General features: G+C 54.0%; 19 protein-coding genes. 3 read left to right on the forward strand and 16 right to left on the reverse strand.

The annotated features are described in order from the left end of the window. Both CUN67_RS26320 and CUN67_RS26325 read left to right on the forward strand, forming a co-directional pair. Nucleotides 1-255 (forward strand): transposase domain-containing protein (locus CUN67_RS26320; RefSeq protein WP_208718416.1); only part of this gene is annotated, 255 nt, incomplete at its 5' end. Next, the gene (locus tag CUN67_RS26325; RefSeq protein ID WP_439332299.1) at nt 228-548 is read left to right on the forward strand and encodes an SOS response-associated peptidase family protein; all 321 of its coding nucleotides are present in this window, start codon (nt 228-230) and stop codon (nt 546-548) included. The genes CUN67_RS26320 and CUN67_RS26325, both read left to right, overlap by 28 nt. Nucleotides 549-612: 64 nt before the next feature. Here the strand turns inward: CUN67_RS26325 and CUN67_RS26330 are convergent, their stop codons facing one another. Both CUN67_RS26330 and CUN67_RS26335 read right to left on the reverse strand, forming a co-directional pair. Further along, on the reverse strand, nt 613-1,227 hold the full coding sequence (locus CUN67_RS26330) for a DUF2913 family protein (protein ID WP_208719518.1): 615 nt from the start codon (nt 1,225-1,227) through the stop codon (nt 613-615). A 78-nt stretch (nt 1,228-1,305) separates the two neighbouring features. Continuing rightward, a complete protein-coding gene (locus CUN67_RS26335; RefSeq protein WP_208718418.1) occupies nt 1,306-1,632 on the reverse strand; it encodes a hypothetical protein in 327 nt (108 codons plus the stop codon). 413 nt (nt 1,633-2,045) lie between these two features. Between CUN67_RS26335 and CUN67_RS26340 the strand changes: the two genes are divergently transcribed. Further along, complete coding sequence (locus CUN67_RS26340) at nt 2,046-2,447, forward strand: H-NS family histone-like protein (protein ID WP_208718419.1); 402 nt, start codon at nt 2,046-2,048, stop codon at nt 2,445-2,447. A 104-nt stretch (nt 2,448-2,551) separates the two neighbouring features. On the opposite strand, the gene CUN67_RS26345 is transcribed toward CUN67_RS26340, so the two are convergent. From CUN67_RS26345 to traW, 14 genes are all read right to left on the reverse strand, one after another. Continuing rightward, nucleotides 2,552-3,349, reverse strand: a complete 798-nt coding sequence (locus tag CUN67_RS26345) for a hypothetical protein (RefSeq protein ID WP_208718420.1) — start codon at nt 3,347-3,349, stop codon at nt 2,552-2,554. A 671-nt stretch (nt 3,350-4,020) separates the two neighbouring features. Beyond that, nucleotides 4,021-5,016 carry a hypothetical protein gene (locus CUN67_RS26350; RefSeq protein WP_208718421.1) on the reverse strand — a complete coding sequence of 332 codons (996 nt, stop codon included), beginning with the start codon at nt 5,014-5,016 and terminating at the stop codon, nt 4,021-4,023. A gap of 716 nt (nt 5,017-5,732) precedes the next feature. Next, nucleotides 5,733-6,662, reverse strand: a complete 930-nt coding sequence (repA, locus tag CUN67_RS26355) for a plasmid replication initiator RepA (RefSeq protein WP_208718422.1) — start codon at nt 6,660-6,662, stop codon at nt 5,733-5,735. A gap of 230 nt (nt 6,663-6,892) precedes the next feature. Beyond that, nucleotides 6,893-11,965 carry a MobF family relaxase gene (gene mobF, locus CUN67_RS26360; protein ID WP_208718423.1) on the reverse strand — a complete coding sequence of 1,691 codons (5,073 nt, stop codon included), beginning with the start codon at nt 11,963-11,965 and terminating at the stop codon, nt 6,893-6,895. An 8-nt stretch (nt 11,966-11,973) separates the two neighbouring features. Then, the gene (gene traD / locus CUN67_RS26365; protein ID WP_208718424.1) at nt 11,974-13,947 is read right to left on the reverse strand and encodes a type IV conjugative transfer system coupling protein TraD; all 1,974 of its coding nucleotides are present in this window, start codon (nt 13,945-13,947) and stop codon (nt 11,974-11,976) included. Nucleotides 13,948-14,025: 78 nt separating this feature from the next. Next, complete coding sequence (locus CUN67_RS26370; protein WP_208718425.1) at nt 14,026-14,565, reverse strand: hypothetical protein; 540 nt, start codon at nt 14,563-14,565, stop codon at nt 14,026-14,028. Next, nucleotides 14,565-17,414, reverse strand: coding sequence for a conjugal transfer mating-pair stabilization protein TraG (gene traG / locus CUN67_RS26375; protein WP_208718426.1), 2,850 nt, complete (start codon nt 17,412-17,414; stop codon nt 14,565-14,567). The genes CUN67_RS26370 and traG overlap by 1 nt, the downstream gene beginning before the upstream one ends. Nucleotides 17,415-17,417: 3 nt before the next feature. Further along, nucleotides 17,418-18,776, reverse strand: a complete 1,359-nt coding sequence (locus CUN67_RS26380; RefSeq protein WP_254711503.1) for a conjugal transfer protein TraH — start codon at nt 18,774-18,776, stop codon at nt 17,418-17,420. Beyond that, nucleotides 18,776-19,288 (reverse strand): conjugal transfer protein TraF, encoded by a 513-nt coding sequence (traF, locus tag CUN67_RS26385; protein ID WP_208718428.1) that lies wholly within the window; start codon nt 19,286-19,288, stop codon nt 18,776-18,778. Before traF (CUN67_RS26385) ends, CUN67_RS26380 begins: the two co-directional genes overlap by 1 nt. A gap of 3 nt (nt 19,289-19,291) precedes the next feature. Then, nucleotides 19,292-20,053, reverse strand: coding sequence for a type-F conjugative transfer system pilin assembly protein TraF (gene traF / locus CUN67_RS26390; protein ID WP_208718429.1), 762 nt, complete (start codon nt 20,051-20,053; stop codon nt 19,292-19,294). Continuing rightward, nucleotides 20,053-21,891, reverse strand: coding sequence for a conjugal transfer protein TraN (locus CUN67_RS26395; RefSeq protein WP_208718430.1), 1,839 nt, complete (start codon nt 21,889-21,891; stop codon nt 20,053-20,055). Before CUN67_RS26395 ends, traF (CUN67_RS26390) begins: the two co-directional genes overlap by 1 nt. A 21-nt stretch (nt 21,892-21,912) precedes the next feature. Then, nucleotides 21,913-22,353: a type-F conjugative transfer system pilin assembly protein TrbC gene (gene trbC, locus CUN67_RS26400; protein WP_254711492.1), complete on the reverse strand. Its 441-nt coding sequence runs from the start codon at nt 22,351-22,353 to the stop codon at nt 21,913-21,915. Continuing rightward, nucleotides 22,323-23,309, reverse strand: coding sequence for a conjugal transfer pilus assembly protein TraU (gene traU, locus CUN67_RS26405; RefSeq protein WP_208718431.1), 987 nt, complete (start codon nt 23,307-23,309; stop codon nt 22,323-22,325). The genes trbC and traU overlap by 31 nt, the downstream gene beginning before the upstream one ends. Nucleotides 23,310-23,322: 13 nt before the next feature. Further along, entirely contained in the window at nt 23,323-23,955 is a 633-nt protein-coding gene (gene traW / locus CUN67_RS26410; protein ID WP_208718432.1) for a type-F conjugative transfer system protein TraW, read from the reverse strand. Nucleotides 23,956-23,990 lie beyond the last annotated feature (35 nt).

Raw genomic sequence — 23,990 nt, forward strand, 5'->3', positions numbered from 1 at the left:
TGGTCGGAGGCTGACAACAATATCGCGGAAAACGCGCTGCGGACGGTGAGCCTGGGGCGGAAAAATTACCTGTTCTTCGGGTCAGACCACGGCGGGGATCGTGGCGCGCAGCTGTACGGTTTAATCGGAAGCTGCCGGTTAAACGGCATCGATCCTGAACGTTATCTTCGCCATGTGCTGTCGGTAATCGCCGACTGGCCGGTCAACCGCGTTGGTGAGTTACTGCCGTGGCGCGCCACCCTGCCCGGGGAATAATCTCAGGGTCATCCTGTCAATACGGTTCTGACTGTACGCTTACCGTGATTGTCACGGCGGACAGTAATCAGGGCATGGTCGACATACACGATCGGCGTCCACTGGTACTTTATCCAGACGCAGTACGGGAATGGCTGAGTAATGAAACACGTTCAGAACGTGCTGAAGAGATCATTTACCATGGTGTTCTTCCTGAATCAGCATTTGCCTGGCATCCGGTGAGTCGGGCTGTCGGCAATATACGTAATTATGGGGAAAATCTAATAGCCAGAATTGAAAACCCGGAAATATGACAGGAGCCTGTTGAACATACTCCTGTCCCCCTCTAATAACCTAACCCGAGCTCATGCTTAAGAGTCATCGGCCGGGCCATACAGAACTGGAGTTTTCAGCGTTGGCCAACAACAGATACACCGATGAGGATTTGTCCCCGTCAGCAAGTCTACGACGCCATCCGCAACGGTTTAGCAGTTTATCCAGTCCTGCCAGGTTGCCAGTGAGTCTTGCTGTAAGAGGAGTAATTTGCTTTCCTTCACCATCGAACGCGGTATTTAGTGAAGTTCGGGGCAGATAAATACCATTTACATTCTGGTTTATCGGTGCAGCGTTGCGCCCGGACCACTCTCTGTCACTGAGTTGCCGATATACCCATTTCATCTGTTTGGCTGTTTCGATCGCATAGGTCAGACGGAATAAATCATTCTGCTGTGTTAGGTCGCCGGTGCAGGAGCGCCAGAGATAATCGAGTTTATGCCGCAGCTTGGCTCTTGTTCCGAGCATCCTGCCCTGCTTCAGCAGCCATTGAATATCTGTTGCCACTTCTCGTGGGAAACGATGTTGTTTGAGAGCAGTCGCCAGCCAGCGTGTCAGAAAAATATTCTCCTGGGACTCGGAGCTTACCTGTCCGTCATGCCTGGCCAGCTCAAGAGCAACCAGAGCGCACCATGCCAGATGCCCCGATTTCTCTGTCATCGATTCAGTAATCACACATTACCCCTCCCTGTAATTAACAACTGATCCAGTATTATCCCGGCTTATGCGCTGACGGGTTTATTCATATTGAAAATCGATATCGATATTTTCCTCAGGAACATTCACGGTAATCATGCATCTGGTCCACATTGCCATACCCCTGTTCGTATTTTCTTCGATAAAAATGCGCTGTAACTCTCTTAATGAATCAGACAAGTCGGTTACGGCATGCGGATCAGGATCAAACCAGTCTGGTTCACTATCAGCATCCAGGTAATCGAATTCAAATTCACCACCGTCCTCTTCCGGAAATAGTGTTGCTTTTACGTACAGCTCGGTAGCATTGTCTGGACCACAGCTAAAAACGATTTGTCCGATTTTTTGATACAAATCTTCAATCTGCATTATATTTCCTTAAACAATTAATTCTGTTACCCGATCAATCTGCTGTGTATCGTATGGATGGGAGCGATATACTTAATCAACGAAAACAATCTTTCGTCATTCATCGTCGGAGAAACGGGATTTTATCATCATGAATGCTTTCCGACCTGGTTTACAGTCCTGAAACAAAGAAAATTACGTTTCCTTGCAGTACTTCAGATTTTTTCTGATATAAATAGTCCGGTTACAGAGTAACGAAGGTGATTTAAAGGACCCTCTAACGGACCAGAATAAAATCAGGCTTCTTGTCATTTATTGCGTTAACTACTACTTTTCTGTAATGTACCAGGTGTATACAATCCAATCAAAGCAGTCTTCATAATCATGAGGACATTATTAGTTGATTTTCTATAACCCAGATTCTGGAGACGGACATGAGTGAGTCACTTAAAGCACTAAATAACATTCGTACACTGCGTGCGCAGGCTCGTGAGCTGGCACTGGTAGATCTTGAAGAAATGCTGGAAAAATTCAGTGTTGTTGTAGCTGAACGTCGTGAAGAAAGTCATGCAGAAGAAGCTGCTGTTCGCGAGAAAGAAGAGAAACTGGCTAAATATCGCGAGTTGCTTCTGGAAGAAGGTATTGATCCATCCGAATTGCTGGGAGCCCCGCAAGGTTCAGGCAAACCGCGTGCTAAACGTGCCCCTCGCCCGGCCAAGTATAAATATACCGATGAAAATGGCCAGGAAAAGAACTGGACTGGTCAGGGGCGTACTCCTGCACCAATCAAAGCTGCGATTGAGAATGGTAAATCTCTTGATGATTTTCTAATCTAATCTCCTGAAGTTAATGAGTTAGAAGCTAAGAACATCATCATCATTCCAGCTCATAGATATATGTGGTGTTTGAATTAGCTCATTTCTGAGCTAATTCATTTTTCTTAACCGCGAACATGCCAATGGTTGCTTTCATCTAAAACAGTCAGCCCGGCATCCGTGGCAGCCTTTAGAAATTTTTGCTTATCATCTGCCGTCATATCATTACTTCGAATATCTGCCTGATTTCCATTTCTATGTTCTTTATGGGGAGGACCCCAATCCTGGTTTAAATCGAACCGACCTCCCCACTGAAGGCTGGCGTCGGTGATTGTCAGAGGTTTATTTGTTGCCTGGTTATATGCAGCTGCGCAATGATTGAGTTTTTCAATCATTGTCTGAGTAGCCCAGTAGGGGGACGGATGAGCAGCAGTTGGCGTTTTCAATTTTAAACAGCTTGAGGATTGTATAGGCTGAAGTCCTTGTATCATTATTTCAATAAGATGTTCAATTACTGATGGTTTTGCAGTGCGAACTATCAGTCGCACACTACCACAAGTTTCAGAGGCTGTGTAAGTAGCCGGTACATTTTGAGGATAGCTCGATGGAAGGACTATCGTGGTAGGTGAGATTGCTCCAACCACTAACGGATCGTTTGTATTAGAGCCATGGAAATGGCCTCCTGAGTCAGGAACCCGTTCCAGATTAATGGTTAATGTTCCTCCCGGAGGGCCATTAGCGTACCAGGTTAGAGCACCGCCGGGCACTACCTGTTTAATTTCTTTTTCTTCAAAACCATCCCCGATAGTTAATTTTACAGGAGTTAAAGATACGATAATCGCATCGGATGAAAAAACGCCCTGATTCAAGTTAATAGGTTTGCTATATTTTCTGTTCTTTTTAGCTGGATTTGTTTTCTTCATTGGTTAATCCCCCTTAGTTATTGTTCGACAATTCCTACTCAGGAAAACCGGATTGATGATAAGTATTTACTATTTAAACTCAATACCCACGAAAAAACTAAGAGACAATTGTAATAGCTCAGTATTCCTACCTGCTATGCCACCTTATCCGGTCAGTGGATATTGACATGAATAATATAAGCATGATTTTCAAATGTGGTAAATTTGCTCAGATTAATTTTGGGATATCTTTCCCATTTAGAAGAATGGAGCTGGTCGCAGCCTTTCCCTGATAAGCCTGACCTCCTGTCAGCGATGATTTACTTAACGCTAAGCCCAACGCCCCGGTGAGCAGATTTTGTGGCGCCTGCGACGCGAAATCAGTGATTTCCGGGGTCTTGCCTTTCCTGTTTTGTGAACAGGAAAGGTTAGAGGCTTAGTTACAACAGACATTAAGAGCTACTTAAAACATACGGGCCTGCGGCCCGGCGGGGCGGCCTGTCAATGGGCACTCGGAGTTTCAGGGTGCACGAGGGTGTTCCGAAAGGGCACTTCGCTCAGATTCAGCTCTGTGGTTTGTATGGAGGGGCTGGATGGTGGATTTTGGCAATGACGTTGAGTTAAAAGCGCCATTTGTTTGTTGTAACTAAATAGTGGGGGAATGTTTGAGCCCCGCCTGAAAAACGGAAAAGTTACCTTCGCTTTTCTAAATCGGCTAACGCATACATCCCCCGTTCGGCAACTGATGGTGATGTATCGGATGCTAATACTTTTGCTAATGTGAATGCTTCCTCACCAATATATTCTAACTCCCTGATTAGCATTTCACCTGCTATACGACGAACCATCGGAGAACGATCAATGATTGCCATTTTTAAATTTTCAATAAAAGGTTTTGTTGTGTGTATCATTCGTTCATTCAAAACAGGAACAAGTCGTTGCTTTCCGTATACTTTGTCTATCCACTGCCATGTCATTCCCTCAACCCAAACAAATTTACTTTCAAACTGGCAGCGATAAGCCTTTGCGCGCAAAGAGGGTTGAACTGATAGTTCTGCAATCTCTGTCAAAAAGGTATCTAACGCCTTGGTTCGGCCCGCTTGAGTGAATATTGCAGTAACAGGGCCCGAAGCGGATATCATAAGCCGCCTTTTAAGGGCGTTCGCTACTTTATCCATTGTAATAATTTGCAGTACTACATGTTTTTCATCATCACCCATTCTTCCCCATGAATCCCAAAAGGGAAGCGTAAGGAACAAGACATCAACGACAGTTTCCGGATCTGTCAATTCAGCAATCCGTGGTAATGTATCACATGCTGCATTTCTTACCTGATTAACCCAGTCATTAAGTCTTCGGAATACTAAAGCAAGTAAAAAACTGTTTGGCGCCCCTGCTGCTAATGTCCTTAAAGCTCTCTCTCGTTTGTAGCCATCACCGTTACATAAATCCAGCCAACCAAGAGAACCCATTGAATTGCTCTTTAGTTTGACGTTTGGAGCGAAAGATGAATAAATCGCCCCGCGGATCAAACGCTCCCATTCATCTAGCTTTTTTAGTTGCAGATTCGAGGTTACGGCAATGAATGTTGATATGTCAGGCCTAATCCGTTGATAAAAATTTTCGAAATCGAATGTTTTGTTTACAGCTGAGATTATTTCCTGTTGAAGACTGTTTTGGGATTGCATAAGAAAACTTCCTGTTAAAATTTTATAACGTCTTCAAGACAATACAAAGTCGGCATAGCATACAACCAACTCATATTAGTCCTCATACCACTTGTTAGCATACAGATTTCGCCCAAAAAATGGTTAAGTCTGCCTGGAATAGAATCGGTAAAATTATCAAAAACTTTAGCACTCTAAATCTCTATCTATCAGATTTCTGAGCAATAGCAGTGATACTTTTCCCGGCGTTAAGACGTACTGCTATGGTTTGTTTTTGTTACTCACTCAGGGCGGGTGTGCGACAAAACGTCCTCCCCAGGCCCTTGCCCGGCCAATACCTGCCTGGATATCCACTCTTCAGCGCTATGTAAAGCACTGGTTGATGAACTCAGCATTGATGTTAAACAGTGAGATGGCAAACGCGTCGCTTTAAACCTACTCTTCCCGTTTAATTATGCGTGGCACTGCAACTCCCCTTTCCGTCTGAATATCTTCTTTTCTTTTGATCTTCTCTTTCTGACCTGAAGGTCAGGAATGTTTTGCGGCATACAGCGTCATCAGTTGCAGATTAGGTTATCTCTCCGTTTGCAGATAAGTGTGGGAAAGAGTCTGAAGCGTGCTGAATGACGACCCGATCCGCAGACAACACACATTTTTAGCACATTCGACTGAGCTGACATGAACCGGAACAAACAACTTCACCGCCAGTAAAGGCGGTAAATTCATAACAGTGAATATCAGTGAAGCGGTTCGGGCAGGGTTAGCTCGTATCTGAGTCCCAGTTCAAGCCGGTTAAGGTTCTGCCACACCAGGCGATTAAAACTGTCGCTGTCCATATTAAACAGCTCGTGAGCGGGATATGTTCTGATTATCCACGCAGCCATTGCGTATCGCCTTTCATCCAGTGGCAGGCGTGCCAGGTGTTTCTTCTGCTTCCCGCGTAGCGCCCTTTCCCGCCGCTGACGCAAGGTGGCGATCCGTGCATTGTCGTACCACCGTTCGCGGGCTTCCCGGACTGAATCCCCGGTACCAGATTCGCTGCAACCCGCCGCCTCTGATGCCAGCCGGGCATTGCGCTGCGCCAGCAGCTTATCCATATTCACACCGCACAGCTTCCAGAACAGGTCCGTCACTCTGATATTCCGCGGCAGCCAGTATTTCTCAACCGGATCCCACTCAAGCGCGGGCATTTCGGTAATGCCGAAGCGGGTAAATTCCTGGAACAGGCGTGACAGACGGGAAGGTTCTACGCGAGTCTCCGGAATGACGTTCCCGTTTTCATCTTTGGGACTCATGTCCTCTGCCAGCTGACCCACATTTGCCGTCACAATCCAGGTCGCCAGGTCGGTACGCTGAACCAGCAGCGGGAAGATGGCATCGATAAGGGCGGCTCGCTCACGGCGGAACCTGCGCGTGCGCCCCGCCGCTTTGCGCAGAAAGACAAAAAAGGGATCGAGCGACACCCGTCGCCGCAGCCGCAGAGTCCCGGTGGCTTTATCTTTGATTACCAGCTGGCGCATGGCGTGCCCCAGTTCCCCGGGCAGTGAACGGTAACTTTTGGGTGCGAACCACTCAGGAGAGGGGCACTTACATGCCGTGGAATGTGTGCCGCGATGGCGGCGATCAGGTCGCAACTGCGGCTCCGAAATAACCGTGACCTCACCCACCGCAGCCTGCGCTTATGCTGCGCAGCCGGAGTCGATGCAGAAAACATTTCATTTTTTCTGGCATAAATTTATACTCCCCACACAGGTCAGCAGTACCTGTGCGGTTTACGTCAGCCCCGTTAATCTTCCAGGTCGCCAAACTCAGGAAAGATTTTCGGGGTTTTCCTTTTTCTGGCTCCGGCACGTTAATGCCATCCCAGCTCCCTGCCACCTTCGGGTGTGGCCCGCCCTCACGGATCCAGCGTTTTTTCTGGCACCGGGTGAGATCCATCCCGCCCGTGCCGTGAAATGTTCACTTCATCATTCATAAAATGCTGCCTGTTTCCCTTCGCGGCCTGTTCCGTATCCGGGTATTCACCGGCGATATCCCGCAGCGCTTCTTCCGCCTCATATTCAGTGTCCGGATCGCAGTCCTCTTCCGGCGCAGGTTGATCCTTTTCTTCAGCCATATCCGGTTCCCTGTCCCCGGTTTTAAAGGCTTCTTTCACCGCTTTTTCCAGCTCTTCATGTTCCTTAAATGACAGCTCTTCCCCGCCGGTCTCTTCATTGGCGTCAGACTGCTGTTGATCTGTTCCTTCACTGCAATCAGCTGGCAGTTCAATCCGGCTATGAGGATGCTCAGCCATCAGCACCCTCGCTTCACTGATGTCCGCGGCCTGCAGGGCGTTGCCGGGATCATCGCCCTGTTGCAGCACGATGCGATCGCCGTCGGTTGCTCCCTTATAGTGGGCCTCGCTGAAATCCATTTCACCGGTCGCCGGTGAGAACGGAACGTGCCAGTTACCCCGTTGTTTTCCATGCTCATTGACGACCTGCCAGAGCAGCTCCGGGGTACTCCCGTACCGGAAGCGCGCATCGGCCGTCAGCGCCGGATCGGTTCTGACCGCAAAGCGCGTCGCCGACACCGGCAGGCTTTTATTCCACAGCTGCGTTTCGCGCCCGGCACGGATATCTTCCGCGCGCATCACCACATCATGTACCGTCTCGCGTTCCCCGCTGTTGTGTTTAACGACCCCCAGCCATTCCCCCATATCATCTGCATATACCTGGAGATGCTCTGCCGCCCGTGAAAACGCAACATAGGTGCTGTCCAGCGCGGCCATAAATTGCCGTCCCTGTTCAGTCCCCACCAGCGCGATGACATACGGGATGGACGTACCCTGTGAGCTGTAAGTCGTCACGGCATAGCCATAATCTATATGCCGGTCGGCATGGCTGCCGGCAGGATCCAGCGACAACGTTCGGTCACCGGTATTGAGCAGAATCGTACCTTCATCAGTCATGCCGGTGACCGTGGCCATATCGCTCGCCCGCAGGTTACGCTCCCGGTCGGTTGCCGTCAGCCTGACCTTCTCACCCACGCTGAACTCGCGTTCTGCCGGTTCGAAAACCGCCACATTCTCTCTGCGCAATTCAGCGGGCCTGAACCAGCGGTCAGCCAGGCCGTCCAGGCCCTCCATCCGGATAACACCACTTTCTGCATCCGGCGCACTCACGCGGAAATACGCTTCCCCGACTCTGACAATATTACCGGTCTGCTCCTGCCAGAAAGCCCGCCGCCCCAGGTCAGCCTGACTGTTATTGACCCGACAAAGCACCGGTAGCGTGACGCTGTCACCCAGAGTGCCATTTTCCTGCAGCCGCTGATGGATGGCGTCGTTTATCGCGGTGCGGTCGGCATTCAGCTCTGCCACGATCAGCGTATCCGCACGCGCCTGCGCGGTACGTCCGGCATAGTCATCGGCAATCATGCCGGTGAGATCGGGGGGATCGTCTTCCGCCAGGTTATACAGTGATTTACCATTCACCGTACTGAACGCCGGGATAAATGCGCCCGCCTGGCGGGATACCACATCCGGGCGTGTCTCTGCGGCCACGCGCAAGGCTTCACTGACATTTCCGGCTATCATGGCTTCCACCACCGGACGCAGCGCCGGCGTTTGCCGGACAATTTCGCGCATCACGGCCCGATCTGCGGCACTGCGATCGAGTGCAAGGGCAAAAGGCACACCGGACTCCATCGATTTCAGCTGGTTACGGTCGCCACTCAGCACCGCACGGCCTCCGCCTTCCATGATCACCGTCAGCAGGGAGGCCAGCTGGACATTGCCGTTCATCGATGACTCATCGATAACAAACAGTCTGTTCCGGTAATCCTGTGATTGCCCGTCCACCTGCCACTGCCCGTTTTCACTGAGGAAACTGGCAATGGTCTGTGCCGGTATGCCCGCATGACTCAGTTCACTGACCGCCCGGTGGGTAGGGGCCAGGCCGGTAATCTCAGGCGGGTGTGTAAGCTGCCCGAGCGCGGCGGCAACCGTGCGAAACTGCGTGGTTTTGCCGACACCGGCATAGCCCTGAATTGTGGTGATGCGATCCCGCGAGGTCAGGATAAGCCGGGCTGCCTTTTGCTGGCCGGTGGTCAGCCCGGTTGCGTCTTCCTGGCTTAGTCCCGACGCGGAAAAAGGCGGCACACTTTTCCTGCCTTCCGTGATATGCCGCAGGATGGTCACTTCATTCTCAAAGTTCTCACGGGAAATAAAACTGCCTGCTGCGCCCTGCTCAGGCGTCAGAGGGATAATCTCACCGCGCGCCGTCAGCCTCTGTAGTTCCTGCTGAGTGCGTTCAATGGTCAGATTCCGCTCGTCGGTGATGACCGTGGCAAGGACATGTAATCCGCTGAAGGTGACGCCGGTACCGGTGATCTTTTCGATCGTCAGGCGAACAGCACGTTCCGCATGCGACATTTTCTTCGCCTCCACGCTGCGGATCGCGTCGGTCAGGCTCTCCTGACCGGAAAAGGCTTTCAGACTCTCAGTCACGGTGACCGACGCCCGGTTTTGCGCCAGTCGCCGGTTGAGGGTGTTTTCATCGAGTGGCGAGAAAGCAACAACCCTGTCGCCGCCGCGCCGGAGCATGTTGATCGTCGCATCCGTCACATCCTTCCCTGCCAGCACCGCGATGACGATGCCGGTGCTGCTTCTGGTCGCACCGAAGGATTCGGCATAGTCGTAATCCACATACAGAGGAGCGTTCCCGTTCAGATGCAGAACCTCACCTTTTGTGTTCTCCATCACAAATTTGTCTTTAAACAGCCAGTTACCCGATTTATAACCTGCCACTCTCAGCTTTGCATTGCGGGGCGCTTTCGGGTTGATGAGGGACGTCGTACGAAGCTGTTCTCCGTCGCGAAGTTGCAGCTTTTTTTCACGAAATAACCTCCACTGGCTGTCAATGTGGCCGATATTCAGCCCCTGTGTCTGTCCTTTTTCATCCAGAACGGTCAGCAGATTGAGCCGTTCACTTACACCTGTGATGGTAAAAATCTCCGGCAGACCGTTCCTCTGATTATGCTCCAGCACCATACCGGCGTGGTAACGGCTGCGATCGTTACGATTAGTGGCGTCAAGCCAGACCGGCACGCGGGCGGTGACTTCACCCAGCACCGCGCCGAGCTGCCCCGCCTCAGTCAGAGCCTCCCGGGTACGCGTTGTCAGTTGATCGCGCATGCGGGCATTGCCCGCCTGCAGGACAACATTTCCCCCCTGCGCTTTTTCCTGAGCATACAGGTGGGCGGCAACAGCCAGCCGCTGATCAACATCGTCCTGCTGCACCAGCGTAATACTCACATTTTCGGTTTTGGGTGACGCGGTGAAATTCACCACACCGGCGGCCCGTAAAACCTCCGAGGCAAAACCGGTAGCGCGGCGGGCATGGGTGTCGGTCACAAGGGTCGTCGCCCCCTGCTGAGCGGCCGCTTTCAGTACATCATGCAGACCTGAGGTGCTGAAACGTTCGGATTCACTCACCAGCACCAGGGCGTTTTTAGGCAGTGCGCTGACGTCATGGCTGCCTGCAGTCACCAGCAGCACGCTGCTTTTGTCGTCAAACATCGCTGACTGGCGTTTCAGTGATGCGGCATCTGCTGTCACCACCACCAGCTTACGTTTATTACGCTGTGCCATCTGATTAATACCGCGGTTCAGTTCGGTGAGAAAGGCGGTTCCACCTCTGACATCGATCAGGCTGACTGCCCGGTTAGCATCCGCCACCTGCGCCAGCACGCCCTTTTCATTTTCAGGACCCGGCAGGCCGCCACGTTTCTCAGCCAGACCGGCTGCCAGTTGCGCAAGGCGGGCCTCATCTCTCAGGTGCCCTGCCGACGTGAACAGCGTCTGGTGCTTGTCCACGGCCAGCATCTGACCGCGCCCGATAGCATCATCGATTGCCGTCCGTGCTTTAGCGTATATCCCCGGCACAATGGCGACATGATTCAGCACGCTGGTCATCACGTCATCCCAGGTAAAGCGCACGCTGCGGGCAGAGAGACGGTCAATGGCCTGCCTGACCGCTTCATCCAGCCCGGCTCCGCTGGCAACAACATGGCCTTCTGCTGCTTTGGCCGCGCGATTCAGTGACACGGCTTCCATAAAAGCGTTATGGTCAAACCCGGTTGCAGAAAGCTGCGCCTGCCAGTGCTCACGCACCACGTCCATATTGGTGAAATGCTTTGCTTCCCGTGTATCCAGAGCAGCAATGCTTTTCTGTCTGGCACTCGCCTCAGGACCGACTTTAGCGAGAATCGCCTCACGCCGGGAGGAGAATGGCTTAACCGGGACACCGGTAATGTCCCACTCGCCACGGGGACCGGTGTCGGTGATGGGATAACCCGCATCAGCCAGGTCTTCACGCAGGAATCCGCGGTAAAGCATGCCGATGCTGACCTGCTGCTTCCACACCCTGTCGGTAAATCCCTGCTTCCCGGTGATATCGGTAGAAAGCGTTTTCCAGCCTGCTTTCGCCCATGTGGCATTGGCCAGCACCGTATGCTCATGCAGGTGAGGTTCCAGATCCCGGCTGGTATCGTGGCCAAAGCGGGCAATGACCAGATTGCCGGTCCGCTCCATCGACGTGATACCGTCACACATGGTGCGGGTGGTGGCGATCTTTTCCACTTCATCCAGGGTGCGGCTGACGGCGCGTTTATGTGCGTCCACCAGAAAACGATCACCGGTCACCAGCGCCAGCACCGAGACGCTTTTGGGTGCAGAGAACGTCAGGTCATAGCCGGGCCGGTGCCGGTTGATACCGCTTTCCATGCGCCGCATGTCTGTGCCATCGGGCAGACGCCCCTCCATCACGGCAGTAAAGGTGGCCCGGTCAACCGGGCCTTCCAGTCCAAGCCGTTCTGCCCCGATGCCGTACCATTGCGTTGACTGATCTCCCAGGAAGTAATAATTGTCCTCCGCCGTATAATAGGCAGCCGCCTTCGCGGCATTCTTAACACCAGAAACTGACAGCATGGGTGACCTCAGAAGCGGTCCCAGAGATCGGGCGGGTTATCGGCGTGCTTCAGCCCGTCTGAGGATTCGATGGGCGCGGGTGGTATAACGGGATCGGCTACAGTGGGCGCAGGAGACGTATCCGGTGGTTCGCCAAACACCCTGCGCAGCAGGCTGCCGACCGCTTCATCGTTACCCTCGCCTTCCAGCTGCGTCTCCAGTTCCTCGTCGAACAGATCTTCCACTGACCGGTGAATACGTGCCTCGGCGATGACGCGGAATTTCCTGCGCCTGAGTTTCATCCTGACCACCGGCCATTCCCCTGGCAGGGTGATATAGCATTCAAGATCGTTCAGGCTCTGGATGTCGGAATAGCTGACGAGATATTCATTCACCTCGTCTTTGGAGAACTGCACGCCATCGCGAACAATATCAATGCCGTAGCTGTACTGGTCGCGAAACTTTTTATGGCGGCACTCGCCAATTTCTTTCCGCACCCAGTCAGAGACCGGCCCGCTCGGTGCCCGGTAGAAGATGCGGGAATTCAGCAGATCCCAGATGGATTCCGCGCAATTAACGCCATACACTTCCTTCAGCTGCGGGAAGTTCTGCAGACCTGCGATAAGGCAGCCGCCGAACTTACGCCCCTCAGCACAGAACTCCGGCAAAATGGGTTGCCTGTGCAACGTCGGAAGTTCATCCGTCACCACCCAGATACGGCGCGAGTGACTCGGCGTCAGGCCAAGGATGCCGGTCATGGCCATATGCAGCCACGCTGATAACAGCGGCTTGATGGCCGCATGGTTGCGACCATCGCTGGAGACAAAGATCCATGCGTTATCACCATCCGCATCTTCGGTCGCCAGCCAGTCCCGGATATTGAAAGGTCGCTGCCCCTGTTCATCCAGGCCCTGCAGATAGCGCAACGACCGGACATAGGTGGTGAGGATGGTACGGATAGTCATGGCAGTTTTTTCAATGCTGCCATCGACCAGGTTGGCCGCATCAGTACCCTGCAGATAGACGCGCAAATCGGCCAGGCTGATGGACATCAGTTTTTTCAGCAATGACGCGATGCTGCGGTCTTTATCTTTCGCCAGACGCCGGGCGGTTGCCACAAACAATGCTCGGGCAGACAACACCCAGAACGGATCGCTGCTGCCACCGCTATCCGGTAACAGCGTGGTGGCGAAGTTATCAAAATCAGCCACCGTCTGGCACTCGGCCCATAAGTCCCAGGATGCACAGCGGGCATCAAAAGGGTTGAGAAGTTTATCTTTCCCCTGCCTGAAGAACAGCGGGATAAAGTTATTACCCTTGTCATAGATAATCACCCGATCCCCGCGTTGCCTGAGCTGCCACAGGAAATCATTCAGCACCGTGCTTTTGCCGGTGCCCACAGTCCCATGCAGCCCGATGTTCTGCATCTCCGAGTCTTTCTGAAGATGCAGGCCACAGATGTTCAGGGGCGACAGCATGTCGGCTTTTTTCAGTAACCGGTTAACTTCCCGATAATTATTCGCCAGTAAACGGCCACCGATAAATTCGCTCTCACGCTGTTTAGCGCCCTTACGCCCGAGAAACCAGGTGATACCGAGCAGCGCGCCAAGGAAACTGAATACTGCAATACCCCAGCCATAAAAGGCGGCATCCCTGACATGCTGCCCCATCAGCACAAAATAGGGATCGGACATCACTTCTGCCGCTGTTCGCCGGAACGCCACCACCTCACCCGAGGCCCGTTTAAAGTGAAAGGTCCAGTAGCTGGCAGAGGCGTGTCCGTTGAGTGATTGCAGGGGAAAAATAAACCATTTGATCAGCCAGTACGCACAGCCGTGGCTAAACTCCTGAAGCGTGAGACGCAGCAGCATCCACGCCATAAAAACAACGATGGAAAAAAGGACGACCCAGTAAGAGGCGATATTCATGATCTGCAGGAACATACCGATCATGTACTTCATCACCTGCCCGCCCTGGGTGAAATCACGGGCGTTGAGGCTCATGGACTATTCCTTAGTCTGAGAGGGGAAGAGGAATAATTTGTTCATCAGGAACCTTGCAGGTGGAGGATTTACCTTCTCTTAATCTTCATCAAATTTCTCTCTTAACGCTTCGATAGCGCCCAAAACCCCTGCCAGTTGATAACGTGATATATCCAGATTAAAAGTAAAAAACATAAAGAAGGTAAAAATAAAATTGCCAGCCACCAGGATAAAAATATTCAGAACTGTCAAAACACTTGCCACACCTGCAACAACTAAAAATATCAGCCAGGCGATGCCATACGCACGGAGTTTCCTGGCAATTAATCTGCTTAAACAAAACTTCTGCATTAGTGCAGGATCGGCCATCGCAAAAATGTTAGACCATGAGAAAACGAAGCAACAAAGGACAAACCAATGGAACAGACCAAAAAACACTATGACAAGCCAGATAGGAGAGAATCCAGCTTTAGGATACGAAAAATATGTTGCCACCAAAAATATTACGTAAATGGAAAAGTGATACTTAATTTTTTCAAAAAACGAGAAAAAACTTGGAACTTCTTTATTAGAGTTAGACAAAAGAGTAATTATCTCTTTGGATTCTTTTTCAATTTGATCATAAGTCATTGCCATCATTAATTATCCTTTTTATCAAGATAGTCCTTATAGTTTTTGCTATCCCGGGGGTTACTTAATTTTGTTTGCTGTTGAACATCTGCGGCTTGTTTATTGAGTGCATATTTTTCTTCCGACTGCCTGTATGCATTTTGCTGTTCAGAAGAACCAATTTCCGTGATTTTATCCCCTTGCGAAAGCTCAACTTTAGTATAGTTTTCCATATTTTTCACTACCTCATGCTGCGCATCAACATCTTTCTTTACATCCGTGCGGATGGCATGTTGCTGGCTGCCTGTATCAATACGCTTATCCGCTTCATCAGAAGCCTGTCCAAACTGTGCATCGGCAATGTTGGGCGGAATATCCATACCCTGACCTGTGCGTCCGGCATGGCTGGCATAGTCCTGTGCAACGCGGCCCTGAAGTTGCTCCTGCACAAACGCCTGCACCATTTCCTCCCTCTGCTCCGCCACACCGGCATCGGTTGTATTGGTCAGGATGGCCTGCGCACTGTCTGGTGCTCTTTGACTGACCCATGCCACAAACTGCTGGTTGTAGTTCTCACGTGCACCCGCACTGAGGGTCTCGGTTTGTGATGCCATACGTTGCAGCTCGTGGGTGTGTGACTGGCTTGTGGTGTACTGCTGGTACCGGCTGTCTGAGGTGGTGACACCCGAAGAAATCTGGTGCATCAGACCTGCGGCATTGTTATCAACATGCTGGCCGTGCCAGGTCATACTGTAATTGCGCAGCACATCCATCCCACGGCTGAAATCCAGCGATTCACGGGCTGACAGTGTCTGTGAATTGTCCTGCCCCTTACTGCCACTTTCCGTGGTTTGCGAATGTGAACCCGTTCTTCCGCTCAGCTCTATGCCGCTATGAATATCCCCTTTCACTGATGCGCCGGTTACCCACTCACCCGCTCTGCCCCACAATGCCTTACTGCTGTCCATCCCCACCTGCCCACGTACTCCGCCATTGACCGCCAGGCTGCGTGACTTATCCTCCAGCTCGGAGTAAGCCTGATTCAGGCTGATATGGTTGCGGGTGGCGTAATCCTCCGCGACGTTCTGCATGCGGCTGATTTTCTCCGCATCGGTGATACTCATGCCGGTTGAGGCGGAGAGCGTCTTCGTATCGCTGTTGCCAAACTGCTCGTGAAACTGTTTCAGCTGCGACCCGCTCTTTTGCAGCGAATGGTTATAACCCTGGAGAGCCGATGCCGTCTGGCTGACGCTGTCGCGCGTCATCTGCTGGGCGGCGCTCGCCAGATGGCGATCCAGATGCAGATCCACCGGCAAACGGCTGATGGCACCCGAGGTATCAAATACCGTCTGTCTACTGGTGGTGTGTGACTCCAGCGCGCCATTAGCCAGCTGCTGGGTTGCCATGCCCGCACGGTAATCATGATTCAGGTTGGTCTTAAAACCATTTATGTTATCCACCTGCACGTTACCGGCACTGAGGTTGCCCGAGGCCACCGCTGACGAATCCGCAGACGCGGCACTGCTCAGTGCACTGCCCAGGCTGGAACTGAGGCTGGCAAAACCGGAACCCAGCGCGGTAAACAGCCGGAATGCTAGGAAAGGTATCGACATCATCAGCCAGCCAGCGATACCCGCCGTGGTGGAGCTGGTCTCCATCAGGCGATTCATATTAGACAGGGTCGGCCCGCTGGCGTGAAAGCTGTGCTGGGTGCCAAAGTTCACCGCAAAGTTGAAGATGGCGAACATGATGGGCCACAGCATCAGGCTGCCCATAAAATTCAGGTAGCTGCGGCAGACCGGCCAGGCGATTTCCCGGATATACAGCGCCAGCACCATCACCGGAAAAATGCACACGCTGAACAGCAGCAGAACAGTATGCAGCTGCGGCAGCACCTCGGTGGCGATGGCATAGCTGACGGCGTGAGACAGGCGCAGCTTCATCAGCGACGTTTCGGACGCGATGTCCACCATTGAAGCGGTATCGTTCATCCCCTTCATGTAGCTGCTCATGCCCCGGCGCAGCCCGGCCACCGCGATGTTCTGCAGCATGATGGCCTGCGCGGATTTGCTGCTGTTAAAGAAGTAGTTATAAGAGCCCACCAGCTGGTCGGCATAGGCCGTCTGCGGTGCCTTGTTGCCCGGCAGCATCCTGACGGCTTGGCTCATAAAGGTGGTGCCGTTGCTGCTGCTCTCCGTCTGCAACAAAGTTCTGAGTTTTGGCGCAGCCTCGCGGCAGAACATAAACAGGCTGCCGCTGGCATCCCGCCAGTAAATCCCCCGCAGCGGGCTGGGCTGGCTGAAGATAACCGACTGCACGTCGTCCGACGCCATCACATCCTGATAGCTGTATTTGTGATTCAGCATGATGTCCGGCACCACGCAGTTTTTGGTGTACTCCACCAGATTGAAGGCCAGTACCGGATCGCGACTGTCGATGGTGAAACTGTCCTGCATCAGCTTTGCGGCAAACATCATGCCGCTGCGGGTGTAGGCGCGTTCATCCGGAAAGTGGAAGGTATCTTCATAGGCCGTCGCCAGGGTGTAGCCGGTGCCGGTAATCAGGTAGAGCGGGAACGCCAGCCCTGCCGGGACGTTATCAACGCGCCCTGTATTTTCCGGTGCGGTCAGATCGTTGACGATAACCGTCACCTTTGGGGTGATCAGCAGCGCAGTGACCAGGGTAAAGGTCAGTCCCCAGGCAAACATCACCTTCAAATCATGGCTGCGCAGATAGGTGAACGCACAGAACAGAATGCCCAGCATCTCGGCAATCCACACCACGGTGCGCCAGCCGCCGTCCTGCATCAGGGTGGCCACGGCGTTCAGCCCCATGGTGATCATGCTGCCGGAACTCACCACCCAGATATCTGTCGCCACCGATCAGCCCCCGAACTCATAGTTAGACATCACCTGGTCTGACAGCGAGGTCGAAAGCTGCTGACGGATATCACGCAGGCTGCGGTCATACTCAGCCAGGCCGTTCTGCTGCACCTGAATACGCGCCACGCGCTGGCTCAGTTCGTTGCGCACCTGGCGCAGATTTTCGCGGAAGTGCTGGTTTTCCGCTTCGGTATCCAGCGTCCCGGCCGCGCCGCTCGCCGCCACGTCAATCAGGCCGTTGATATAGGACATCACCATATCTGCGGCGATGTATTCCGCCAGGCTGCTGACCACGCTCTGGTCCAGCCCCACCGATGCAGAATCGATGGTGTAGCGCAGGATCCGCACGCGGGTGCTGCTGATTAGCGCCCTTTCGTTCTCCGACAGCGCCATGTCGCTGCGGCTTTTGTCAAAGATGTCATTAAGCATGTTGCGCACCTGGCCGGTCATGCCATCGGATTCCGCCAGGGTCATGCTGACCACCACCGGCGACAGGCAGGTGTCGTTGTCATTGCAGCGGTAGATCTTTTCGCTGCCGCCATTCAGCAACGTGTTGAACATCGACTCACTGCCGCCCCGCGGTTGCAGGAAGGTGGGATTACCGATGCCGTCATAAATCACCGTCCCCACCATCGACATCAGGAACTCCTTCAGCAGGCGATCGCTGCTGAAAAACTGATTGAGCTTACTGAACGACTCCCACGTGAGGTTACGATTACGCGGAATGCGCTGGCGTTCCTCGTCCGTGGCTTTACTGAACACGCTGTCCGTTTGCCCACCCACGCCACAGCCCTGGCGCGAGGCGGCCCAGTCAGAAAACACGTCGTGTTTCGTGCCAAGGTCCTGACAAATCTGCGCGTTTGCCGCCTGAGTTTTCGGCCATAAACCGCCAACGATCGACTGTGCCGCCTGGCAGGTGGAAATGTTCATGTTGTTGGTATCGGCTGCGAGCTTCTGCAGATAATCTTTCACCGACTTGCACTGCGGGCAGATGGTTTCCAGCCCGAGATCGAAGGCATATCCCGCCGCGTTGCTCAGGATCTGCTTACCCATAATCTTGATGCTGTCGCTGTTGATAAAACTGAACGAGCCGAGATACGCATCGATGCCGCCACAGCCGGATTTGATATCCGGCAGCGTCACCGATATCAGCTGGATGTTGCGCACCGGCGTGCGGATAAAGAGGTTGCCGCCAGTGAGATAACCGGCAGATTGCCCCTGCCAGGCCGCCGCCTGGGTGTAGTTGCCGCCACCCATATCATTAAAGAACCGGCGGATGTCGCTGCTGACATCTGCCAGCGCTGGCACTGTAAGAAACAGGCCTACCAGCAAAATTGCCGCATTACCTGGCCGCTGCATCACAGCACCCCCAGCTCAACCGCAAGGGCAAAGGACTCCGACAGTCGCTGCTTCAGCGCCTCTTCGGAAATGTCGCCCTGCGACAGGGGGATGGTAACCAGCGACTGGGTGTTGATCAGAAAATCGGTCGGCGTAGCCCGTGGCAGTTCGGCAAAAAAGTCATTCACCACGCGTTCATTCACCGGCACCACCTGCGGGAATACCGCATCCCCCAGGCTGTCGAAACTGAAGACAAACACCGCCAGCCCGGTCTGCTGCGCAACGGATTTCAGCACCGGATTAAAATGGTGGCAGAACGGGCAGTCGGACCGCAGAAAATGCACGATTTGCCAGTGGCGGATATCAACCGGCCGGCCATCCGCCAGGCGAAACCATACCGGAGCCGGATCCGCAGGCACCGCGGGGTTCGCCTTGCCTTTTGCCTCTTCCAGCCGGGCAATCTCATCCAGCGCGCCCGCGTCGGCAATCAAGGGAACCAGCAGCATCAGCACAGCAAACAGGGGGGTAAGCATCGGTTAATCCTCCGGGCGAAAGTCTGTGACGACGTTGAGCATGCGGCGCGCAAGGTCATCCTGGGTGATAAAGCCATAGGCCAGTGGCTGGTATTTTTTGCTTTCGGGTTCCACCAGATAAATGGCCGGGAAGTGAGTGATGTTCATGTTGTGCGCCTGGCCGCTGTCGTGGCGGCTGTCGGGCAGATCCGGGTTGATACGACCATCGACGGTAACCGGCACCACGGCCAGGCCATACTGCTCGCTGAATTCCTTCACGATGCTGCCAAGCCGGTTATCCAGCGGCTCCTGACCACGGTAGAAATAGAACACCCCGAAACGTTGATTCACGAGGCGGATCGCCGCCTGTTGCTTCTGGCGCTGGCGGGTGTACTGAATGTTTGCCGTGCCGTTGTAGAACGGGTGTTGCAGGCTGTAATCCAGTTCGGGATGGTCCAGCAGCACCTTCTCCCAGCGGGCGGCGAACAGGCTGGCCTGATTGACCATCCAGTCCTGCACAATTTTATAGCGGCGGATATTTTCCACGGAGGGGTGGAGCATGGCCTCATTCATGACACTGTCACGGAATGCCTGGAGTCGCTGCATGCGGGTGGTCGGGTTGTCCGGCGGCAGCGGATCTGGCGTCTCTTCTTCCTGCGCAGGCACCGACTGGTTATACCAGTACCAGCCCACCGCTGGCTGATAGTCGTAGCCGTCTGATTTTTCCGGTGCTGCATACAGCGGGCAGGTCAACAGCAGCAGCGCAAGGCAGGATGCGTTTCTCATCAGCCGCCTCCGCCAGGTCGCAGGCTGTTCTGGATATCCGACAGAATGCGTTGCAGGAGTGCCTCCTGATCGGGCAGTTCGACGTTGTTGTTGAGGTCGTCATAAAAATCAGTGAAGTCGAGGCGATCGAATCTGATCCGCTGCAATTCGCTGATGCTGATCCCCCGGCAATTGGGATTCTCCCCGGAACCCAATCCAATGCCGAGCTGATCACGACGCCCCTGCACCTGCAAAATGCGGGCAAGTTTGCTGTCAAAAACGCAGTACCCTTCTTTCTTTTGCAGGCAGACACCCAGCACTTTTCTGGCGCAGTAGCTGCCGACGCTGACCACCAGCTTTTTCTCCTTGCCGGTGCCAATCTGTTGCTCCTCGCTGTTACAGTGCGCCAGCCCGGCATCCTGCCCCCAGCCACCGCTTTTGCAGCAGTTGCTGAATCCCGCCGCGCTTTTGCGACATGCCATCCCCCGGCCGGTAAAGGCACGGACTGACGCCGGATCCATGCCGGCAAATTCCTTACCGGCAGCCGCCAGGGCAGCCAGCTGCGAGACGGCAGCCTCAAAGTTCTGACTCTCCCCGGCCTGCATCGCGGCGCAGCTGCCATCGGAACAGTAGAACTCTGAACCGCAGACATAGCCGGTGCTCTTTTCGGTGTGGGCGCACTGCCAGGTGAGATGATGGAACACGCAGTAGTTACCGATTTTCTCTGCGCAGGTGCGCGTGCCCTCGCTGCAGTCGGGATTATCGATATAACTCTGGCAGCTGTTGGTGTCGTCCTCATACAGGTTCCACTGGGTGGTGTACGCCCAGCAGTCGCTGTACAACGTATAAGGAATACCACCCAGCACCACAGTGCGTTCGCCACCCGGGTCGCTACAGACTTCACTCACCCATACGGCATCGCCCATCTCCGCCGGACAACTGTTCGTCCATTGCAGCACCGGTTTCAACGTTTCCCGGATGACCTCCATCGGCAGAGTGATACGGACAACGATGGTGCCGCTGGCGACTGAATTCAGTAAACCGCTGGCCGCCTGGTCGTGATGGCCATCGGTGTTGTAGCGGATACGCAGACTGATCACCTGTCCCTGTTTCACCGTCTGCGGGGCGATGACAAAAGCACCCGAGTTATTCAGTTTTGCTCTGATGGTCTGCCCGAATGCCTGGATGGAGTAATCCAGCCGATCACCGTGATAGCCGGGCGATGAGGGATAGCGCAGTTCCCAGCTGCCGCTGCTGAGTGAGCCGTCCTCCGGCACCGGGATGTCATATTGGATCCAGTAATCTTCGATACGCCTGCCCGTAACACTTCGCGCATCCAGCACCAGTTGGGTCTGAACACTCTCCAGCGCACCGGTGGTGACGATAGTGGCTTTACGAGTACAGGACTGGTTCAGATCGGACGCCATATCGCACTGATGCGTGGTGTACGTGATTTTACTCAACTCCTGCGCCACGCACTGGCCTGCATCCCCTCCGGCGATGGCCTCCGCGTTGCTGCGCACTTCATCGCTGTGCTTCATCATGTCGGAGTCAGGACTGATGCTGTCGGCGGGATTATTGATATACGCTTCCTGCGCCGTCTGGCCCAGTTCCGACGTATGCAGTTCCGCTGCGCCATGCACGGCGATACTGGAATCGGTCTGGGTGACGCCACCGTAATACGATCGTTGCGGTGCATCCGCGCTGAAGTTGTCGAAGTAACTGCCAGGATCGGCCTGAATCCTGCCTGATGCCTGCTTGCCAGCCTCAATCCCTTCCTGATTCGAAGCATCCATACCTGCCGCAGCGGCGCAGGTAATGAGGATCCCCGCCAGCAGGAGACGATTGTTTCTTTTCATCTGAATTTCCGCGAAGTCGGGTCAGTCAGCGCTGACGAAAGGACGGCACTCTCCCCGCTCAGCCAGCAGGGTGAGTGCGTCACTGAGGGCGACATTGCCATAGAGGATGTCGAAGCGTTCACCGCAGCTTTGCACCAGTGCCGGTACCTGCTTCACGCCGTAACGCTCAAAGCGCATCGGATCAATCAGTACTCCCCTTACCTGATACTGGCTGACCAGATGCAGCATGTACTGCGCGGTCTGCTCCATGCTGTCATTCACCAGCCCCCGCAGATACACCGGGATACCACGGGCCTCCGCCGCTTTCATCAGGATGGCGAGCTGTTTTTCCGGAATGGAGGTGGAGAGAAAAAAGGCCATCTCACTGGCATGACTGACGGACGATATCCCCGCCATCAGTACGGATGCCAGCACCATCCGGCACCTTCGTGTTAAAGCACGACGCAGTTGCGTTTTTTCCATATCAGATACCCGTAGTTCTTCCGTGAAACCGGCATCTCTTTGCCGGTCTGCCATTGCATAACGTTGCGCCCGGTCGGATGGCAGGACGCCACGTCGGGGATGGGGTTAACCAGCTGATATCGGTAACGCCCTTTGGGCATGATGGCGGAGGGATACTCATAACAGACCGCCGTGTTTTGCGGCACCGTGTCCAAGATCAGCCCCTGCCGATGCAGTTTGAAGTTCATCCGCTCCGAAAGCAGCACCGAGCTGTTGAGACCACTGGACTCGTTCACGATGTTGCCGGTGAAGGGATACAGCGAACCGTGCGATCCGGCACACCAGAACAGCGCATCGATGGGTTTACCTGCAACCGCCGCCAGTGCATCGGCGGCACAGGCCATCTGCGCGACAGGATTGGCAAACAGCATCACTTCCGGGTTAATAAACAGCGCGAGATTGTCATTCTGCCAGGTGGGATCCAGCTCCGAGAGATAGCCAATATCGTATTCTCCACCCTGCATGCACATCTCCGAGGCGATGATGTTAAGCCATGACACCAGCGGGTATTTGTACCAGTGGACGTGATAGAAGGTGCCCGGATGCTGATTCGCGACCTTTGTCCCGGCTCCGGTACCGGCTCCGGGGATCCCGACGCTGAAACCGCCCATATTCACCATGCAGCCTGGCGCGCGCGTCACGTCCGTCATGGCAAACGGTTCCCAGAAACCGATGGCGATACCGGGCCGTTCAAATATCGGCGGCGGTACCGGGCAGAACTGAATCGGTGACGACGGATTATCCGTATCGGGCTGATGACCCGGTGAAATCTGCGTGCTGCCGACGCTCATGGGAAAAAGGCAGTTCCAGCAGATGTCCGTAATCGGATTAACCCAGCGGCCCTCGCAGGTCGGGTCTGCGGCATTTGCCTGCCCGGTGACCAGCACCAGACAGACGGCAGTGATATAACGTTCCATGTTTTCCTCCGGATTATTCTTCGGGCAGACCGTATTCGGTGATACTGAAAACCCGTTTTCCTGGCACCTGTTTCACTTCGGCGGGGATCTGCCTGATCCCAAACTTCCTGACCAGACTGCCGCTCTGGTCAAAGTAGACACGATCCCCCAGTGCGCTGGCGCTGTCCCGAACATTGCCGTTCACCAGGATAATGCGTCGGCTGGTCGTTAACGGCCGTTGCTGCCGCATCCAGGCCACCTGCCGCACGTCATCCCCATCAATGAAGTACAGCGTTTCATCAAACACCGGGATAACATCGAACGGACTGATCCGCTCCCCCCTGCGGGCAAACACATTGCCCTGCTGATCGCTGAGATCCTGTGCCACGGTGAAGGCCGGGTCGTACAGCCGGATATGAGTTTCCCGGCCGGTGACCAGACCGTCCACCGGCGGTGGACGCATCACCAGCGCTTCCACCTGATCACGTAACGCCTGTTCTGTGTCTGCCTGCGTCTGCCCGGCAAAATGTTGCTGAAGATTGTTCTGCAACACGGTGATCAGGTTATGTTCCCGGATATCCCAGGTATCACCCCAGGTACCGAGATCGGCAGCGGCTAACGGCCAGGAGAAAGCAGCCAGCACCAGGCCGGTCAGTAAGGATTTCATCGGGTATCTCCCGCAGGTTTCGGTGATCGGGACGC

It is taken from the genome of Pantoea cypripedii (assembly GCF_011395035.1).
Taxonomy (GTDB): domain Bacteria; phylum Pseudomonadota; class Gammaproteobacteria; order Enterobacterales; family Enterobacteriaceae; genus Pantoea; species Pantoea cypripedii_A.

Bases quoted from the DNA above. Each gene is read 5' to 3' on its own strand.
- CUN67_RS26330 (WP_208719518.1), bottom strand. From the start codon at position 1,227: ATGACAGAGAAATCGGGGCATCTGGCATGGTGCGCTCTGGTTGCTCTT.
- CUN67_RS26335 (WP_208718418.1), bottom strand. From the start codon at position 1,632: ATGCAGATTGAAGATTTGTATCAAAAAATCGGACAAATCGTTTTTAGC.
- CUN67_RS26340 (WP_208718419.1), top strand. From the start codon at position 2,046: ATGAGTGAGTCACTTAAAGCACTAAATAACATTCGTACACTGCGTGCG.
- CUN67_RS26345 (WP_208718420.1), bottom strand. From the start codon at position 3,349: ATGAAGAAAACAAATCCAGCTAAAAAGAACAGAAAATATAGCAAACCT.
- CUN67_RS26350 (WP_208718421.1), bottom strand. From the start codon at position 5,016: ATGCAATCCCAAAACAGTCTTCAACAGGAAATAATCTCAGCTGTAAAC.
- mobF (WP_208718423.1), bottom strand. From the start codon at position 11,965: ATGCTGTCAGTTTCTGGTGTTAAGAATGCCGCGAAGGCGGCTGCCTAT.
- traD (WP_208718424.1), bottom strand. From the start codon at position 13,947: ATGAGCCTCAACGCCCGTGATTTCACCCAGGGCGGGCAGGTGATGAAG.
- CUN67_RS26370 (WP_208718425.1), bottom strand. From the start codon at position 14,565: ATGATGGCAATGACTTATGATCAAATTGAAAAAGAATCCAAAGAGATA.
- CUN67_RS26380 (WP_254711503.1), bottom strand. From the start codon at position 18,776: ATGCAGCGGCCAGGTAATGCGGCAATTTTGCTGGTAGGCCTGTTTCTT.
- traF (WP_208718428.1), bottom strand. From the start codon at position 19,288: ATGCTTACCCCCCTGTTTGCTGTGCTGATGCTGCTGGTTCCCTTGATT.
- traF (WP_208718429.1), bottom strand. From the start codon at position 20,053: ATGAGAAACGCATCCTGCCTTGCGCTGCTGCTGTTGACCTGCCCGCTG.
- CUN67_RS26395 (WP_208718430.1), bottom strand. From the start codon at position 21,891: ATGAAAAGAAACAATCGTCTCCTGCTGGCGGGGATCCTCATTACCTGC.
- trbC (WP_254711492.1), bottom strand. From the start codon at position 22,353: ATGGAAAAAACGCAACTGCGTCGTGCTTTAACACGAAGGTGCCGGATG.
- traU (WP_208718431.1), bottom strand. From the start codon at position 23,309: ATGGAACGTTATATCACTGCCGTCTGTCTGGTGCTGGTCACCGGGCAG.
- traW (WP_208718432.1), bottom strand. From the start codon at position 23,955: ATGAAATCCTTACTGACCGGCCTGGTGCTGGCTGCTTTCTCCTGGCCG.